General features: G+C 69.3%; 12 protein-coding genes. 5 read left to right on the top strand and 7 right to left on the bottom strand.

Features of this window, described 5'->3' with window-relative positions:
- Positions 1 to 97: 97 nt before the first annotated feature.
- Positions 98 to 1,018 (bottom strand): pirin family protein, encoded by a 921-nt coding sequence (locus tag DDZ18_RS07160; RefSeq protein ID WP_109252683.1) that lies wholly within the window; start codon positions 1,016 to 1,018, stop codon positions 98 to 100.
- Between the two features lie 80 nt (positions 1,019 to 1,098).
- The gene (locus DDZ18_RS07155; RefSeq protein WP_109252682.1) at positions 1,099 to 2,016 is read right to left on the bottom strand and encodes an FkbM family methyltransferase; all 918 of its coding nucleotides are present in this window, start codon (positions 2,014 to 2,016) and stop codon (positions 1,099 to 1,101) included.
- A 109-nt stretch (positions 2,017 to 2,125) separates the two neighbouring features.
- On the opposite strand from DDZ18_RS07155, the gene DDZ18_RS07150 reads away from it, so the two are divergent.
- Positions 2,126 to 3,568: a M28 family peptidase gene (locus DDZ18_RS07150; RefSeq protein ID WP_109252681.1), complete on the top strand. Its 1,443-nt coding sequence runs from the start codon at positions 2,126 to 2,128 to the stop codon at positions 3,566 to 3,568.
- Positions 3,569 to 3,731: 163 nt separating this feature from the next.
- On the top strand, positions 3,732 to 4,334 hold the full coding sequence (locus DDZ18_RS07145; protein WP_109252680.1) for an FMN-dependent NADH-azoreductase: 603 nt from the start codon (positions 3,732 to 3,734) through the stop codon (positions 4,332 to 4,334).
- Here the strand turns inward: DDZ18_RS07145 and DDZ18_RS07140 are convergent.
- Positions 4,331 to 5,116 carry a hypothetical protein gene (locus DDZ18_RS07140; RefSeq protein ID WP_109252679.1) on the bottom strand — a complete coding sequence of 262 codons (786 nt, stop codon included), beginning with the start codon at positions 5,114 to 5,116 and terminating at the stop codon, positions 4,331 to 4,333. The genes DDZ18_RS07145 and DDZ18_RS07140 overlap by 4 nt on opposite strands.
- Positions 5,117 to 5,192: 76 nt before the next feature.
- A complete protein-coding gene (locus DDZ18_RS07135) occupies positions 5,193 to 6,191 on the bottom strand; it encodes a hypothetical protein (RefSeq protein ID WP_109252678.1) in 999 nt (332 codons plus the stop codon).
- Between the two features lie 214 nt (positions 6,192 to 6,405).
- On the opposite strand from DDZ18_RS07135, the gene DDZ18_RS07130 reads away from it, so the two are divergent.
- Both DDZ18_RS07130 and DDZ18_RS07125 read left to right on the top strand, forming a co-directional pair.
- Positions 6,406 to 8,142 (top strand): amidase, encoded by a 1,737-nt coding sequence (locus tag DDZ18_RS07130; protein ID WP_109252677.1) that lies wholly within the window; start codon positions 6,406 to 6,408, stop codon positions 8,140 to 8,142.
- A 19-nt stretch (positions 8,143 to 8,161) separates the two neighbouring features.
- Positions 8,162 to 8,794: a glutathione S-transferase family protein gene (locus tag DDZ18_RS07125; protein WP_109252676.1), complete on the top strand. Its 633-nt coding sequence runs from the start codon at positions 8,162 to 8,164 to the stop codon at positions 8,792 to 8,794.
- Positions 8,795 to 8,910: 116 nt separating this feature from the next.
- Here DDZ18_RS07125 and DDZ18_RS07120 read toward each other — a convergent pair whose 3' ends face one another.
- Positions 8,911 to 10,989 (bottom strand): S9 family peptidase, encoded by a 2,079-nt coding sequence (locus DDZ18_RS07120; protein WP_109252675.1) that lies wholly within the window; start codon positions 10,987 to 10,989, stop codon positions 8,911 to 8,913.
- 74 nt (positions 10,990 to 11,063) lie between these two features.
- Complete coding sequence (locus DDZ18_RS07115) at positions 11,064 to 12,263, bottom strand: hypothetical protein (RefSeq protein WP_146190624.1); 1,200 nt, start codon at positions 12,261 to 12,263, stop codon at positions 11,064 to 11,066.
- A 333-nt stretch (positions 12,264 to 12,596) separates the two neighbouring features.
- Between DDZ18_RS07115 and DDZ18_RS07110 the strand changes: the two genes are divergently transcribed.
- Entirely contained in the window at positions 12,597 to 15,071 is a 2,475-nt protein-coding gene (locus DDZ18_RS07110; RefSeq protein ID WP_109252673.1) for a TonB-dependent receptor, read from the top strand.
- A gap of 80 nt (positions 15,072 to 15,151) precedes the next feature.
- Here DDZ18_RS07110 and aceB read toward each other — a convergent pair whose 3' ends face one another.
- A complete protein-coding gene (gene aceB, locus DDZ18_RS07105) occupies positions 15,152 to 16,771 on the bottom strand; it encodes a malate synthase A (RefSeq protein WP_109252672.1) in 1,620 nt (539 codons plus the stop codon).
- Between the last annotated feature and the right edge of the window lie 53 nt (positions 16,772 to 16,824).

Raw genomic sequence — 16,824 nt, 5'->3', positions numbered from 1 at the left:
TCTTGATTGTCGGTTCGTCCGGCCGCGCCCGCCCGGCGCGATCGATCCGGATGTTTTAACGGCGCCGCGCCCGGGAATCACCCCCCGGCGTGCGGACTCACGTCGTCGGGCAGTCGGGCGTCGGCTTCGGCGGCTCGCCTGCGGCGACGTCATCGGGCAACGGAATATGCTCCGATTCGCCCGGGGGCAGGGCGAATACGGCGTCCTCGAAGCCCGCCGCCGCGCTGGCGCGCCAGTCGGATTTCGCGCGCTCGATCCGCGCCTGCGCGCTGGCGACGAAGTTCCATTCGATCTTGCGCGGGCCGACCGGCGCGCCGCCGAGAATCATCAGCCGGCTGTCCTCGAGCGCCTCGACGCCGGCCGCGCCGTCCTCGATCACCGCCATCTGTCCGGCCGCGACCGGCTCGCCGCCCACGCGCGCCGAGCCGGAGACGACGTAGACGGCGAGCTCGGCGTGCTCGTCGGGCAGGTCGAGCGCGGCTTCGGCGGGCGCCTCGGCGTGGGCGTAGACGATCGGCGAATGGACTTTCACGGGCGAAGCCTGACCCCAGCCCGTGCCGAGAATGAGCCGCACCGTTGCGCCGCCGCGCTTGAACTCGGGCAGGTCTCCGCTCGGGTGGTGATGGAATTCCGGCTCGATCTCCTCGGAGCCGTCGGGCAGGGCGATCCAGGTCTGGATGCCGTGGATCGAGAAGCCGCTCGCGCGCGCCTCCGGCCCGGTGCGTTCGGAATGGACGATCCCGCGCCCGGCCGTCATCCAGTTCACCTCGCCGGGGCGGATGGTCTGGCGCACGCCGAGACTGTCGGCGTGGTCCATCTCGCCCTCGAACAGATAGGTGATCGTCGCCAGCCCGATATGCGGATGCGGGCGCACGTCGACGCCCTGTCCCGGGTCGAAGCGCGCCGGGCCCATCTCGTCGAAGAAGATGAACGGCCCCACCATGCGCCGCTTCGCGTACGGCAGCACGCGGGCGACCTGGAAGCCGCCGAGATCCTTCCTGCGTCCGTCGATGATCATGTTCGCGTCCTTGATCTAGGGCTGAAGCAAAGCCGTCCGCGCCTGGAGACGCCGTCGCCGCGCTGATGGGCGCCTGTCATTCAACGCCCGTCCGGCGCCGGACGCTCGAGGATGGCGTTCATCCGCGTCTCCTGACGCAGCCGGTACCCGTTGGCGCAGGCCAGCGCCACCGGGTCCGCGCCGTCCCCGTCGCGATTGAGCGCCGGCCGCTCCATGATGATCAGACCGGGCCAGCGAGCAGGGTCCGTCTTGGCGAAGAAGGGCGCCAGGATGCGCGCCTCGCCGCCCTCGACGTCGATCTTCATCGCGTCGACGCGGGCGACGCCGAGTTCGTCCAGGAGCGTCTCGAGCGTGGTCACGCGCACGGCCTCGCCGCCGCCTTCGCGCGCGAGCGCAGTGCGCCCCAGATTGCTCTCGACCAGACGCAGCACGCTCTCGCCCTCATAGTCCGACAGCGCGACGCCGGTGATCTCGAGGTTGTCGAGCCCGTTGAGCCGGGCGTTGTAGGCGAGCCGCCGGCGCATCTCGCGCTGGGGCTCGACGGCGATCACGCGCGCTGTCTGCCCGCCGGCCTTCGCCGCGAACAGCGCGTAGCCGCCGGCGTTGGCCCCGATGTCGAGGAAGGTCCGGCCCGGCCCCATCGCCTCGGCGAGCGCGGCGAGTTCGGCGGGGTCGAAGCATTGCGGCGTCATGAAGAGCCGCTTTTCGGAGAGATTGTCCTTCGGGTGCAGGCGCAGCCTCAGGCCCAGCGCCTCGACGTCGGCGACGCCGTTCTTGACGCCCGACAGCGCCAGCGGCCGCGCCGCGCCGGCGAGCTTCAGCCCCGCCGCGCCGGCGGGCAGGGCGCGGCCGATCGCCAGGCCGACCCGCGCGACCGGTCCGGGCGCGAACGTCCCGAAGCCGGGTTCCGGCGCGCCCGGCGCCGGGGCGCTTTCAAGGCGCTCGGTTTCGGCGAGTTCTTCGAAATCGGGGCGGTCGAGGTCGTCAGTGCGGTCCATGTCCGCCTTATAGCCTGCGCGCGCCGGCCGGCCTACCGCAGCGGCTGATTTGCAGGGACGCGCGAGAGGCGTAAGCTCCGGCGCAAATCACAGTCACGAGGAGGGCGGCATGCTGCGCACGCTCATCGCGGCCGGATCGCTGGCGACATTGACCGTCGCCGCGCACGGCCAGCAGGAATTCGAGATCCCCGCGGAGACGCGCGCCACCGCGCAGGCGCTCGCCGAGACGGCGCGCGAGAGCGATCTCGCCTACGAGATCACGGAATCGCTGAGCACCGAGATCGGACCGCGCCTGGCCGGGACCGACGCCGAGGCCCGCGCCCGCGACTGGGGCGTGGAGATGCTCACCGAGCTCGGCTTCGAAAATGTCCGCGTCGAGGAGTTCCCGCTCGATCTGTGGACCCGCGGCGACGGCGTGTTCGAGACCGCCGAGATCGTCTCGCCCTATCCCCAGCCGCTTTACGCGACGTCGCTCGGCGGCGGCGCGGCCACCCCGCAGGGCGGGCTCGAGGCGGAAATCGCCTTCTTCGACAGCTTCGACGCCTTCCTGGAGTCCGACGATTCCGAGGACGCGCTCGACGGCCGCATCGTCTTCATCAATGACCGCATGGTCGCGACGCGCACCGGCGAGGGCTATGGCTGGGCCAATCGCAAGCGGCGCGACGCGTGGCACCTCGCCGAGGATCGCGGTGCGGCCGGCGTGCTGATCCGCTCGGTCGGCACCGATTCCCACCGCTTCCCGCACACCGGCATGATGAGCTTCCCGGACGGACGCCGGCCGCAGATTCCCGCGCTCGCCGTCTCCGCGCCCGACGCCGACCAGATCGAGCGCATCGTCGCCAGCGGCGAGACGCCGGTGGTCCATATCCACACCCGCGCCGGCTGGCGCGGCGAAGTGACCTCCGGCAACGTCATCGGCGAGATCCCGGGTCGCGAAAACCCCGAGGAGATCGTCGTCATCGGCGGCCATCTCGACAGCTGGGATCTCGGCACCGGCGCGCTCGACGACGGCGCCGGGGTGGGCATCACCATGGCCGCGGCCAAGCTGATCGGCGATCTGCCCGAGCATCCCCGCCGCACGATCCGCGTCGTGCTCTTCGGCGCCGAGGAGGTCGGCCTGGTCGGCGCGCGCGCCTACGCCCGGGCCCGCGCCGAGGACGGCACGCTGGAGAACCACGTCATCGGATCGGAGTCGGATTTCGGCGCCCGTGAGGTGTGGAAGTTCTCGTCGAATGTCGGTCCGGACGCGGTCCCCGCGATGGACGCGATCGGCCGCGAGCTCGCCCATCTGGGCGTCATCCGCGGCGACAACGAAAGCGGCGGCGGGCCGGACATGATCCCGCTGCAATACATGGGCGTGCCGATGGCGCGGCTGGAGCAGAACGGCGAGGACTATTTCCACTTCCATCACACGCCCGACGACACGTTCGACAAGATCGATCCCGACGAGATGGCCCAGAACGTCGCCGCCTGGGCGGCGTTCACCTATCTCGCCGCCGAGCTGGAGGTGGATTATCGCGCCGGCCGCGAGGCCGACGTCGCCAGCCAGTAGGCGGATCGATTTTCCTGAGAGGGCCCGGCGCGTCGCGCCGGGCTTTTTCTATTTTCGATGCAACCTATTTCCTTTGAGCGCCATTAATTCCGTTGCCGCCAAGGCCTATCTCCCCGTCATCGCGCCGGTCACGGCGCGCGTTTGATGAGAGGGAGACACCGCCATGACCGCCAGAATCCTGAGAGTCGACGCCAGCGCCCGGGTCGAGGGCTCCGTCAGCCGCGCGCTGTCGGCCCGCCTGGCCGACCGTCTCGCGGTGCCGGACGGAACGGTGACGGTGCGCGACCTCGCCGCCGACCCGGTTCCGCAGGTCGACGCCGCGTGGGTCGAGGCGAACTTCACGCCCGCCGAAGACCGCACTGACGCCCAGCGCGCCGCGCTCGCCGGATCCGACGCGCTCGTCGCCGAGCTTCAGGCCGCCGACGCGATCGTCATCGGGGTTCCGATCTACAACTTCTCCATCCCCGCCGCGCTCAAGGCGTGGATCGACCAGATCGCGCGGGCGCGGCTCACCTTTCGCTACACGGAGAACGGCCCGGAGGGGCTTCTGAAGAACAAGACGGCGTGGCTGGTCGTGGCTTCGGGCGGCGTCGCCGTCGATAGCCCGGTTGACTTCGCCACCGGCTATCTCCGTCACGTGCTCGGATTCGTGGGGATCGACGACGTGCGCATCGTCGACGCCTCGCGTTGGGGAGCGCTGAACGATCACGAGCAGCAGGCCGTGTTCGACGACGTCGACGGCGCCGAGCGCCGGGCCGCCGCCTAGAGTTCGGTGAAGCTCGCGCGGACGCCGAGTTCGCGGAACAGCTCGGACCAGTAGTCCACGATCGGGCCGCGCTGGGCGGCCTCCCAGCCCCGGCGGGGGATCAGGTGAACGCGCACGCGCACGCCGTCCAGCGCGTCGCCGTATTGGGCGCGGATCTCGTTGGCGACCCGGCGGGGCGGCGGCAGGCGGTTCGGGGCGTTGCGGGCCGCGCCGTAGACGCTGAACAGGTCGGAGTTCTGGAGCATGTCGGAGACGAGGACTGCGTAGCGGCCGGGCGTGTCCGGGTCGAACGTGTCCTCGTTGGCGAGATCGGCCAGCGCCTCGATGATCGGGCTTTGCGGCGCGTTCTTCGGTTCGACCAGGTCGGCGAGCGCATTCTGCAGCGGGCCCTCGAACAGCGCCTGGTAGCGCGCCTCGACGCGGGCGGGATTGCGGTAGAGCGGGTTGATCTGTTCGCCGCGGCCGGGATTGCACAGCGAGAAGCGGTTGGTGTTGCGCAGGTCGCCGCGCTCGTCGAGTTCGAACAGCGAGAGACGCTCCCCGATCATCAGCCCGTTGCGGGCTTCGAGGACGAGCGACTCGATGCGGCTGGCCTGGCCGGGGGTGTAGAGGTCGGTCTTGTCGATCACGACGACGGTGTGCGGCGCTTCTTCGCCCACGAGGCAGAGCGTGTCGGGATCGTACTCCGCGGGACGCAGCGTCAGCGCGGCGTAGCTGATCGCGCCGAGCACCCCGGCGACGATGATCAGGTTGAAGATTCCGATGAGATCCTTGCGGCGCATGCGCTTCCCCTCAAGCCGCCCGACGGATCGACCCTAACCCCGCGCCGGCGGAAAACCAACGCCGGACGCGGTCGGGTCAGTCCCGCGCGTAAGGAGGGGGCGCCCGGCGGCCACGGCCGCGCCCGCCGGCATCTTCCCGGGAGTCGCGCATTGCGTCGAAGTCTTCCCTGGCGCGCTCGGTCTCTTCCGCGAAGAACTCCCGGATTTCTTCGAGCAGTTCTCTTGAGCTGGCGTGGTATTCCGCGCCCACGGAATCCGACTCGCCGTCCCCGATATTGCTTGGCGCCTGTTTGAGCACCGCCGCCAGATAGGACGCCGAACGCTTCGCTCTGCGCTGGGCCGCGCCGTAGCCCACGGTCCGGTCGTCGAAGGTGGCGCCCTTGAACGCGGCGATGGCGGCGAACGTGATGCCGAGTATGAACAGGAGCAGCGCCTCCAGCGTCTCGAAGGGCTGGAACGACAATGCGCGGGTGACCGGGGCGAGGATCTCGCCCGTCACGTCAGTGTCTCCGAGCGCGAGCGTGGCGGCGTTCAGTTCGAGCAGGTCGCGATAATGGCCCGCGCTGAAGTTCAGAAAGCCGATGAGGACCACCACGATGGGCACGCCGACGGCGGCGGCTGCGAACGAGAAGGGCCGCGTCGGATTCTGCAGGAAGCGCAGGCCGAGAAAGCCGATCAGGAAGAAGGACGCGATGACGTTGGTGAACGCCACCGTGATCGCCTGGATCCAGCCCCCGAGCAGGCCGAGATCCGAGCCCTTCGAGAAGAAGTAGGCGTTCGCCAGACCTTCGAACAGCACCAGCCCGGCCAGGATCGAGAAGTGCATGATATTGCTGTCGGGATACTGCGCCACGCGCGTGAGCTTGTTATCTTTACGGAATTCCAGATAAGCCTGATAGTCGGCCGCGGCCCGCACATAGCCATCAACCAGCTGGTTAGACATCTGGTGGGTCTTCTCGGTGAATCGCGCGAACTCACGGCTCATCGGGGCGCCCCCTTGCTCCGCCGCGCCGGGGCGGCCGAAAAAGTTTTCCGGGCGCGCCTTCCGTCTGGTCTCGAACGTCTCGTCAAGCATAGGGAGGCCCCCCTCCGTTAAAGGCTATCACAGTATTTACCATAACGCTTAGTGCGCCCGGTTCATGACGCGAATGAGGCGATTTCACGTGCATTTGAATCCCCAGCCCGGCATTGCGAGTCACGCCCGCCAGCTTACCCTGACGAAGACGGCCTGACGCGAAGATGAACGGTTAACGCGCGGGCGGATCGCAGCGATCCGGGGAGGAGGCGACATGACCGATTCGAATTCCGGGACGCGCGCGACGCGTCGTTCGGTGCTTGGGCTGCTGGCTGGGGGCGCCGCGGCAGGCGCGACGGCGGCCGCTGCGAGGGGGCAGGACGCCGGGGCGGGCGTCACCACCGACACCGTCGCCTGCGCCGAGCCGCTGTTTTCGGTGAACTACACGCCGTCGGAGCGCGAGCAGATCGTCCAGGGAATCGACGCCTGGATATCGCGCGCCGAGCAGTTGCGCGCCGTCGAGAAGCCCAACGCGCTCGCCCCCGCCCAGGTCTTCGATCCGCGCCCGTCCGGCGCCGCCCTTCGATCGCAGGAAAACCGGATCTCCGGCGTGTCGCGCGATCCCGGACCGCTGCCCGCCGACCCCGTCGACATCGCCTACGCCCCGGCGTGGAGGCTGGCGGCCTGGATGGACGCCGGGGCGATCACGTCGCTGGAGCTGACCGACCTCTATCTCGACCGCATCGCGCGCCATGGCGCGGCGCTCGAATGCTTCGTCACCGTGACCGCCGACCGCGCCCGCGCCGAGGCCCGGGCGCGCGACGCCGAGCGCCGGGCGGGGCGTGTCCGCGGCCCGCTGCATGGCGTGCCGTACGCGCTCAAGGACATCATCGACGTCGAGGGATTGCCCGCCACCTGGGGCGCGAGCGTCTATCGCGACCGGGTGGCCGACGAGACCGCCGCCGTGGCGCGCCGGCTCGCCGACGCGGGCGCTGTGATGCTGGGAAAGTCGACCTCGGGCGCGATCGCCTACGGCGACATCTGGTTCGACGGGGTGACCCGCAATCCGTTCAATCCCGAGGAGGGCTCAAGCGGCTCCTCGGCCGGCTCGGCCTCGGCGACCGCGGCGGGGCTGTGCGCTTTCGCCATCGGCACCGAGACGCTGGGCTCGCTGGTCTCGCCCTCGCATCGATGCGGCACGACGGCGCTCAGGCCCACCTTCGGCCGCGTGCCGCGCACCGGCGCCATGGCGTTGTGCTGGTCGCTGGACAAGATCGGCCCGCTGGTGCGTTCGGCCCCGGACGCCGCGCTGGTGCTCGCCGCGATCAATGGCGGCCACCCGGGCGATCCGTCATCGCTGGACCACGGCTTCGAGGCGGATTTCGCGCGCGACCTGTCGGGCATGCGCGTGGGCTACAACCCGGCCTGGTTCGAGGAGGCCGCCGAGCCCGATCGCGCCGCGCTGGAGGCCGCCCGATCGCTGGGCGTCGAGCTCGTCGAATTCGATGTCGACGAGCTGCCCTATGCGAGCCTGCTCACCCAGCTCGAGGCCGAGGCGGCCGCCGCGTTCGAGCGGCTGACGCTGGAGGATCTCGACGACCAGCTGCGCTGGCAGATCCCGCAGGCCTGGCCCAACACCTGGCGCCGCGCGCGGTTCGCCAGCGCCGTCGACCTGGTCAATATCGACCGCCTGCGCCGCCAGGTGATGACCATGATGGGCGAGCGGATGGACGGTCTCGACGCCGTGATCGGGCCGAACTTCGCCGGCGACATGCTGATCATCACCAACTTCACCGGCCATCCCCAGCTCGCCTTCCGCTCGGGCTTCGTCGATCAGCCCACGCGGACCATCTTCGGCCAGGCCGCCGACGAGAGCGGGACGGCCTTTTCCGTGCCCCATGCGACGAGCCTCTGGGCGCCGCTTTTCGAGGAGGGAACGATCCTCGCCCTCGGCGCGGCGATCGAGGCCCGCCTCGGCGTGGCCGACGTCCGGCCGCCGCAATTCAGCTGACGCAGGAAGACCGATCGCGATGATGAAATTCTACGACTGCGCCACCGCGCCCAGCCCGCGCCGGGCGCGCATGGTGATCGCCGAGAAGCGCGTCGACGTCGAGACGATCGAGGTCGATCTCAGGAACGGCGAGCAGTTCTCCGACGATTTCCGCGCGCTCAACCCGCGCTGCACCGTGCCGGTCCTGCGCCTCGATGACGGGACGACGCTGTGCGAGAACGCCTCGATCGCGCGCTATCTCGAAGAGGTCTATCCCGACCCGCCGCTGATGGGGACGACGCCGGTCGAGAAGGCGCTGGTCGCCGAATGGACCTGGCGGGTCGAGTTCGAGGGCCTCAGCGCGATCATGGAGGTGCTGCGCAACACCTCGAAGGCGATGAAGGACCGCGCGCTTCCGGGCCCGGAGCCGACGCCGCAGATCCCCGAGCTCGCCGAACGCGGCGCGGCGCGGGCGACGCGCTTCTTCACGGCGATGAACGAAAGGCTGGGCGAGACGCCCTGGCTCGGCGGGGACTCGTTTTCGGTCGCCGACATCGCCGGCTTCATCTTCGTCGAGTTCGCTGGCTGGGTGAAGCTCCAGCCCGACGGCGGGCTTGAGCATCTCGCGACCTGGCGCGAGGCGATCCGGGCCCGGCCGAGCGCGGGGGCGTAGGGACTCCAGTTTCGACAGCATTCCCCCGTCATGGCCGGACTTGTTCCGGCCATCCAGACAAAAGCCATCTCGCTGGATCGCCGGGACGAGCCCGGCGATGACAGCGTGAGCGATCCCTACTCCTCTGAACTCCCCTCAGCGCCCGGGTCGTGCTCGTCGAACCAGGCGATGACGTGGCCGGCCTTCTGCAGCAGGCGCGAGGGCCGCGAATCCGCGATGCCGTGGAAGGCGCCGGGGATGCGCACGAGCCGGCTCTCGATCCCGCGGATCTGCAGCGCGTTGTAGAACTGCTCGGACTCGAACACCGGCGTGCGCCGGTCCTCCGCGCCGACGAAGACCAGCGTCGGCGCCTCGACGTTTCCGACCAGCGAGAGCGGCGAGCGCTCCCAGTAGGCCTCGGGGTTCTCCCACGGCGCCTCGCCGAACCAGTAGGGCATGATGGACGGCCCGATATCGGCCGCCAGCGTGAAGCTCGTCCAGTTGATGACCGGCTTGCCGACCGCGGCCGCGGCGAAGCGGTCGTCGGCGCCGATCAGCCAGGCCGACAGCACGCCGCCGCCCGATCCGCCGGTGACGAAGAGGCGGTCCTCGTCGATGAAGCCGCGCTCGACGACCGCGTCGATTCCAGAGAGCAGGTCGTCGACGTCCTCGCCGGGATAGTCCTTGTCGATCAGGTTGGCGAAGTCCTCGCCGTACGAGGTCGAGCCGCGCGGATTGGTGTAGAGGACGATATAGCCCGCCGCGGCGTAGAGCTGGACCTCGGCGGAGAAGACCGGCCCGTAGGTCGCGTGCGGTCCGCCATGGATCTCGAGAATGAGCGGCCAGCTCTGCTCGGGATCGAAGTCGGGCGGATAGGCGATCCAGCCCTCCATCTCGCGCCCGTCGGCGGAGCTCTCCCAGGTGATCTCCTCGATCTCGGCGAGATCACGTTGGCCGAGCACGTCGTCATTGACGTCGGTGATCACGTCGACGCCGCGGCCGCGCCGCCGGCCGACGCCGACATTGGCGAGGTCGTGCGGCCCGGCGAGGGTCGCGGCGAAGCGGTCATTGTCGCTCACCGAGAACGCGCCCGAGGTGTAGGGGCGGCCGAAGGTCAGTCCGCCCAGCCGGTCGGTCATGGGATCGAGATCGCCGTCGCGGCTGACATGGGCGAGCACTTTCTGGCCGCTGTCGTCGTACTGGATCCACAGCCCGCGGCCCGACGAGTCCCACTCCGCGGCGTCGATGGCGCGGTCGTGATCGGGCAGGACCGCGCGCGGCTCGCCGCCGTCGACGTTCATCAGGTAGAGATGGGCGTCCTGGTTGGAGAGATAGCGGTTCTCATAGCCGAGCCAAGCCAGCGTCTCGCCGTCGGGTGACGGGCGGGGCGACCGCTCCGCGCCCGGGAAGTCGGTCATTTGTTCGGGATCGCCGCCCGCTGCGGGAACGGCGTAGATGTCGGCCTCGTTGAAGTCGAACCCGTCCTCGGCGCTCGCCGACAGGCTGTAATAGAGGCGCTGCGAGTCCGGCGACCAGCTCAGCCCGCCGATATTGCCGGTCTCCGCCGACGTCAGCTGGCGCGGCGCGCCGCCGTCCGCGGAGATGACGTAGATCTGCGAATTGCCGTCCGGGATCTCGCCGATCCCGTCGAACTCGTAGACGGTCGTTTCGTCGACGAGGGCGGAATCCGCCCATTCCGCCCCCGGCGGCTGATCGGGCAGGCCGACATCGACCTGCGGGCCTTCGCCGCGCGTGAACATGGTGAAGGCGAGCATCTCGCCGTCGGGCGACCAGGTCAGCCCGTTCGCGCCGGCGGGCAGCTTCGCCAGCGTCGTCGTCTGGCCGCCCTCGAACCAGAAGACACGCAGCTGGGTCTCGTCGTTCTCGCTGGCGATATAGGCCACGCGATCGCCGTCCGGAGACCAGCGCGGGCTCGTATAGTCGCCGTCGCCGGTGACCAGCGGGCGGTGATCGTCGCCGTCATAGTCGACGATCCACAGCGCCGAGCGCGTCCGGTCGGTCATGATGTCGTTGGACCGGCGTTGATAGACGACGCGCGAGCCGTCCGGCGCGATCTGCGGGTCGGCCGCCATCTCCAGGCTGAAAATGTCCACCGCCTGCAGCGGGCCGCCTGCCTCCTGGGCGATGGATGCGCCGGGAAGCGCGAGCGCGAGCGCCGCGCCGCAGGCGGCTGCGAGAAATCGTCGAGCGGGCATGGGAGTCCTCCTGCCGGGTCTATTGCGCCGGATCGGAAGGAAGAGTGTCCCCTGCCGCACCGGGGTGCAAGCGCTCAGGCCGCGTTGGCCAGCAGTCCGGCGCGGGTGAGACGATAGGGCGCGCTCGGCGCCGAGAACTCCCCGATCACGGGCCCTGCGATCAGGCGCGCCTCGACGCGCAGCCCCAGGCGCAGCGTCTCCCAGTTCGCCGCCTGGTCGAGATAGAAGGGCCGATCCAGGCGCCGGGCCAGCGCGGCGAAATGCTCGGCGTTCTGCTCGGCGGCCGGCGTCGCCGCGCGGGGCAGGTCCGCGCCGAAGAAGCTCGCGCCGGTGTCGGCGAAGCGTTCCAGGCTGAGCGTGTCGAGCGGCATGTGAACGACGAGCATGCCGCAATGCGGAACGAGACTGCGGCACGTCTCGGAAAGCGCGCCGGCCGGCGCGTCCACGGGCGCGCCGTCGACGCGCACATAGGTCAGGGCGCGCACCGCTTCGGGCAGCGCGTTCAGGGCGGCGATGAATTTCACGCGCAGCCGCGGCGCGGCGAGCATCTCGTAGCCCGCCGGTATCACGATCGCGCAGCGGACGCCCTGGCGAAGCTGGGCCTCGAGCGCGCCGGTCGCCCGTCGCAGGGTCTCCAGGTCCAGCGCAAGCCGGTGATCGGGGCGGTGGTCGGCGATCAGGATCCGCGATCCGGTTCGCCAGGCCCCGTCGCACCGATCGCGGCTCATCGGCGTTGCGAAGAAGGCCGCGACCGCCTCCCGGCGTACGTCCCAGGCCGGACGGAAGGCCATGTCGTCGACGCGGATCGGCGCGGCCGCGTCGGCGGCGCGCGATTCAGACGCCGTCGCGGCCTCCGGTTCCGGGCAGGGCGCGTCCTCCGTGATCTCCACTGCGTCGAGGGTGCGGCGGAACTCCTCGACCGTCAGCTTCTGGCTGGTCGCGCTCACGCCGAGCAGATCGAGCATCTCCTCGCCCAGGAAGAAGCTCTCCATGTCCCGGCGAATCGCCTCGGTGACCGATCGCGCGGCTTCCCCGCTCAGGTCCGCGAAGACGACCAGGAAACCGGACTCGCACTGGATGATCAGGTCGCCGTCATCGGTGCGCTTCTCGATGATCGAGCGCGAGGCGAGGAAGACGCGCTCGCGGATTTGCGGCCACAGCGATTCGGCCGCCGCCTCGACGGCTTCCAGATTGATGAACTGGTACTGGCTGACGTCGACATGGTCGGCGCTCGCCAGGTGGCGCTTGAGCTGCGCCATCACCTCGCTTTGCACGCGTGCGCCCTTTCCTCGCGACGGTATGGACGCATGATCGATCGAAGAGGTTGTCATCCGGTAAGCCGCGGCGGGCGCGGGCTCAGCCGCAACGCTTCATGGCGGCCGCAACGCGTGGCTGCGACGCAACACCCGGGGCGAATTCGTGCGCTTCGCCCCCTGTACGGCCAAATAACACCGGAAACGTAAACGCTGTTCTCTTCTCCCCGCGGCCTGATTCATGCACAGTTTTATGAACGTGCATTGTTGTGCGTTGCAGCAAAAATTCGCGCAATTTGTTTTGCGCCGCAACAAGCAGAGCTGAAAACGAAGGCTCCCGGAGGCATCACCGTCATGAAATCTCGTCTTACGCGTTCCATGCTTATGGCCGCCGCCTCGGCGGCCACGCTCGCATCCGCCGCGTCGATCGCGCCCGCGTCGGCGCAGGAGGGCCGGTCAGTCGAGGTGATCACCGTCACCGCCCAGCAGCGCGAGCAGAGCCTGCAGGACGTTCCGCTCTCGGTCGGCGCGTACGGGCTCGAGGAACTCGCGAACGCGGGCGTTCGCGACATCAAGGATCTCATCTCGATCGCGCCCGGCCTGATGGTGACCTCGACGCAGGCTGAGACGATCACCACCGCGCGCATCCGCGGCATCGGCACCGTCGGCGACAATTTCGGTCTCGAGAGCTCGGTCGGCGTCTATATCGACGGCGTGTTCCGCGCGCGCAACGGCGTCGGCTTCGGCGATATCGGCGAGCTGGAGCGCATCGAGGTGCTGCGCGGGCCGCAGGGCACGCTGTTCGGCAAGAACACCTCGGCCGGCGTGCTCAACATCGTCACCGCCGGCCCTGAGCACGAGTTCGGCGGCCACGTCGAGGCGACGGTGGGCGATTACGGCTATTCCCGCCTGAGCGGTCATGTCACCGGGTCGATCGTCGAGGACGAACTCGCCTTCCGCCTGTTCGCGGTGAACGGCGAGCGCGACGGCTTCACTGATCTCGTCGTCGGCAAGGGTGCGAACGCGGAACTCCAGGATTCCGACACGCAGGATTACTACTCGTTCCGCGGCCAGCTGCTGTGGACCCCGTCCTCGAACGTCGAGGGCCGGTTCATCGCCGACTACTCGGAGCGCGACGAGTTCTGCTGCTCGGCGCCGCAGTGGGATTTCACCGCCGGCGCCGCGGCGCTGGTGGGCGCGGTCGGCGGCCAGGTGGCCTTCCCGGCCGATCCGAGCGAGCGCGTGGCCTTCGCCAATCGCAACTACCTCCAGGAAGTGGAGGACTGGGGCATGTCGGCGGAGTTCGACGTCGACACCGGCATGGGCCAGCTGACCTCGGTGACGGCCTATCGCGAGTGGAACAACCGCCGCAGCCAGGACATCGACTACTCGTCGGCGGACCTCGCCTATCGTGACGCCGACAACAACTTCACCGACCTGTCGCGCTTCTCGCAGGAGTTGCGCCTGCAGGGCGTGAACGGCGGCCTCGACTGGCTGGTCGGCGCGTTCTACTCGAAGGAGGAGCTCGAGCTCGGCGACGCCATCCGCGTCGGCGACGACTGGGAGACCTTCCTCGGTCTCGCGGCGTCCGGCGGCACGAACCCGACCTTCATCTCCGACACGCTGAACGCCGTGGCGATGGCGCCGCTCTTCGCGCCGGGCACGGCGCTGCCGGGCGGGTCCGGCGTCGGCCAGGACATCTACAACCAGGAAGCCGAGAGCTGGGCGATCTTCACCCACAACACGTTGCAGCTGACCGACAGCTTCTCCATCACCGCCGGGCTGCGCTACACGAACGAGGAGAAGGAGCTCCAGGCGTCGTTCCAGACCAACCAGGCGCCGGGTTGCGGGTTCTTCGAGGGCATCTTCGGGCCCGATCCGCTGGCGGGTTCGGCCATGACCCCGCTCGCCGGCCTGGTTCCGCTGGTCTGCCTGCCCTACCAGCGCTCGGGCCTGGACGCGAACGGCTATGACCAGTCGCGCGAGGACGAGGAGTTCTCCGGCACGCTCCGGGCGACCTACCGGTTCAACGACGACTTCATGGCCTACGCGGGTTACTCGCGCGGCTTCAAGGCGGGCGGGTTCAACCTCGACCGCGAGTTCAACGGTCCGATCGGTCCGAGCGGCTACACGGACTCGAACACCGCGTTCGCGCCCGAGTTCATCGACGCCTACGAGATCGGCTTCAAGTCGACGCTCGGAAACGGGGCGCTGCAGCTCAACGGCAACCTGTTCTACCAGGACATCGAGGACTTCCAGCTCAACACCTTCAACGGCATCGCGTTCGTCGTGAACAGCATCCCGACGGTGGAGAGCCAGGGCCTCGAGCTTGACTTCGCCTACGCGACGCCGATCGAGGGGCTCGACATCCGCGGCGGTTACGCCTGGGTGGACGCCCAGTACGGCGACGACATCCCGTTCCCGGGGCTGGCGGGCAAGAATATCTCGCTGTCGCCGCAGAACTTCCTCACGACGCAGATCACCTATGAGCGGCCGGTGTTCAACAATCTCAACGGCCTGGTCTCGATCGATGCGCGTCACGTGACCGACTACAACACCGGCTCCGACCTCGATCCCGAGAAGGAGCAGGACGGCTTCACGCTGCTGAACGCCCGTGTCGGTCTCGGCCGCGAGGACGGCCGCTGGAGCGTTGAGCTCTGGGGCCGCAACCTGCTCGACGAGACCTACGCGCAGGTCGCGTTCGACGCCTTCGCGCAGGGTTCGCGCGCCGGCGCCGGCACGTCCAGCGACCCGCGGGGCACGGCGAGCTATGACGCCTTCCTCGGCGCGCCGCGGACCTGGGGCGTCACCCTGCGCACCGAATGGTGAGCCGGGAGGCGCAACCCGCCTGAGTCAAAGGGCCGGAGCGAACGCTCCGGCCCTTTTTCTTCGCGCGAAGTCTGGGGGGGTCAGCCGGTTTCGGCGATCCGCTTGTAAGCGTCCAGCGTGAGGAATTCCGGGAAGTCGGCGTCCAGCGCCAGCGCTTCGAGCAATTCGCGCGCCTCGTGGAAGCGGCCGTCCGCCCAGGCCGCGTCGCCGATTTCGGCGCGGATCTCCTCGGAGGCGGTTTCGATGGTCTCGCGCACGCGACTGGCGTCGACAGGCCGGCCGTCCTCGGTCCGTGCGCCATGGACGCGCCACTGCCAGAGCTGGGCGCGCGCGATCTCGGCGGTCGCGGCGTCCTCCATGAGATTGCGGATCGGCGCGGCGCCGCGGCCCGACAGCCAGGAGGCGAGATAGCGGATCGCGACGTCGGCGTTGTTGCGCAGGCCCTGTTCGGTGATCGCGCCCTCGCACGGGGCGAGCAGCGCGTCCCGGTTCTGCCTGACCGGCGGGCGGGCCGAGAGCTGGTTCGGCCCGTCCATGACCGCGTCGAACGCCTCCATGGCGACCGGGACGAGGGCGGGGTGGGCCACCCATGCGCCGTCATGGCCGTTTCGCGCCTCCCGGGTCTTGTCGGCGCGAACCTGCTCCATCGCCCGGGCGTTCGCCGCCTCGTCGCCCTTGACCGGGATGAAGGCGGACATGCCGCCCATCGCATGCGCGCCGCGCCGGTGGCAGACCGCGATCACGCGTTCGGCGTAGGCCGCCATGAAGGGAACCGTCATCGTCACGGCGGACCGGTCCGGCAGCACCTTCGCCGGATCGGCCTTCTGCCGCTTGATGTAGCTGAAGATATAGTCCCAGCGCCCGGCGTTCAGCGCCGTCAGGTTCTCCCTCAGCTCCCAGATGATCTCGTCGAGCTCGAAGGCCGCCGGCAGCGTCTCGATGAGCAGGGTGACGCGCACCGTCCCCCGATCGAGGCCGAGCGCGTCTTCGCAGTGGCGGATGACGAGCGCCCAGAGCCGGGCCTCGAAACGCGTCTCCAGCTTGGGGATGTAGAAATACGGGCCGGATCCGCGGCGCTTCAGCTCCGCATGATTGTGGAAGAGGTAGAGCGCGAAATCGAAAAAGGCCCCGGCGATCGGCTCGCCGTCGATCGCCAGGTGCGCCTCGTCGAGATGCAGGCCGCGGACCCGCGCGATGAGCACGGCCGGGTCGGCGCCGAGTTCGTAGCGCTTGCCCGAGCCGGGATCGGTGAAGTCGATCGTGCGGCGAACCGCGTCGCGCAGATTGATCTGCCCGTCCATCATGTTGGTCCAGGACGGCGTCGAGGCGTCCTCGAAATCGGCCATGAAGCAGCGCGCGCCGGAATTGAGCGCGTTGATCACCATCTTGCGGTCGACCGGGCCGGTGATCTCGACGCGCCGGTCGGCGAGATCGGCCGGGGCGGGCGGGACGGTCCATTCCGCGGCGCGGATCGCCGCGGTGTCATCGGGAAAGTCGAGTCGCTCCTCGCCGGCGTCGAGCCGGGCCTGCCGCGCCTCGCGCTCGGCCAGAAGGCGGCGGCGCTCGCCGTCGAAGCGGCGGTGGATGTCGGCGAGCAGGGCGAGGGCGTCCGGGGTGAGGATCTCGTCGTAGCCGGGGCGCATCGCGCCCCGGATCGTCACGCCCTGGGGCGTGGAGGCGGTGTCGGCGTCGCCGCGCATGGCGGTCTCCTGTGATCGGGTTTCGACGTGAATGCGCGGCCGCCGGGCCGAAG

Source organism: Marinicauda salina, from assembly GCF_003122085.1.
In the GTDB taxonomy this organism is placed as follows: Bacteria; Pseudomonadota; Alphaproteobacteria; order Caulobacterales; family Maricaulaceae; genus Maricicauda_A; species Maricicauda_A salina.
Note: the sequence above shows the minus strand (reverse complement) of the source record. Positions and strands in the feature narration are given on the sequence as shown.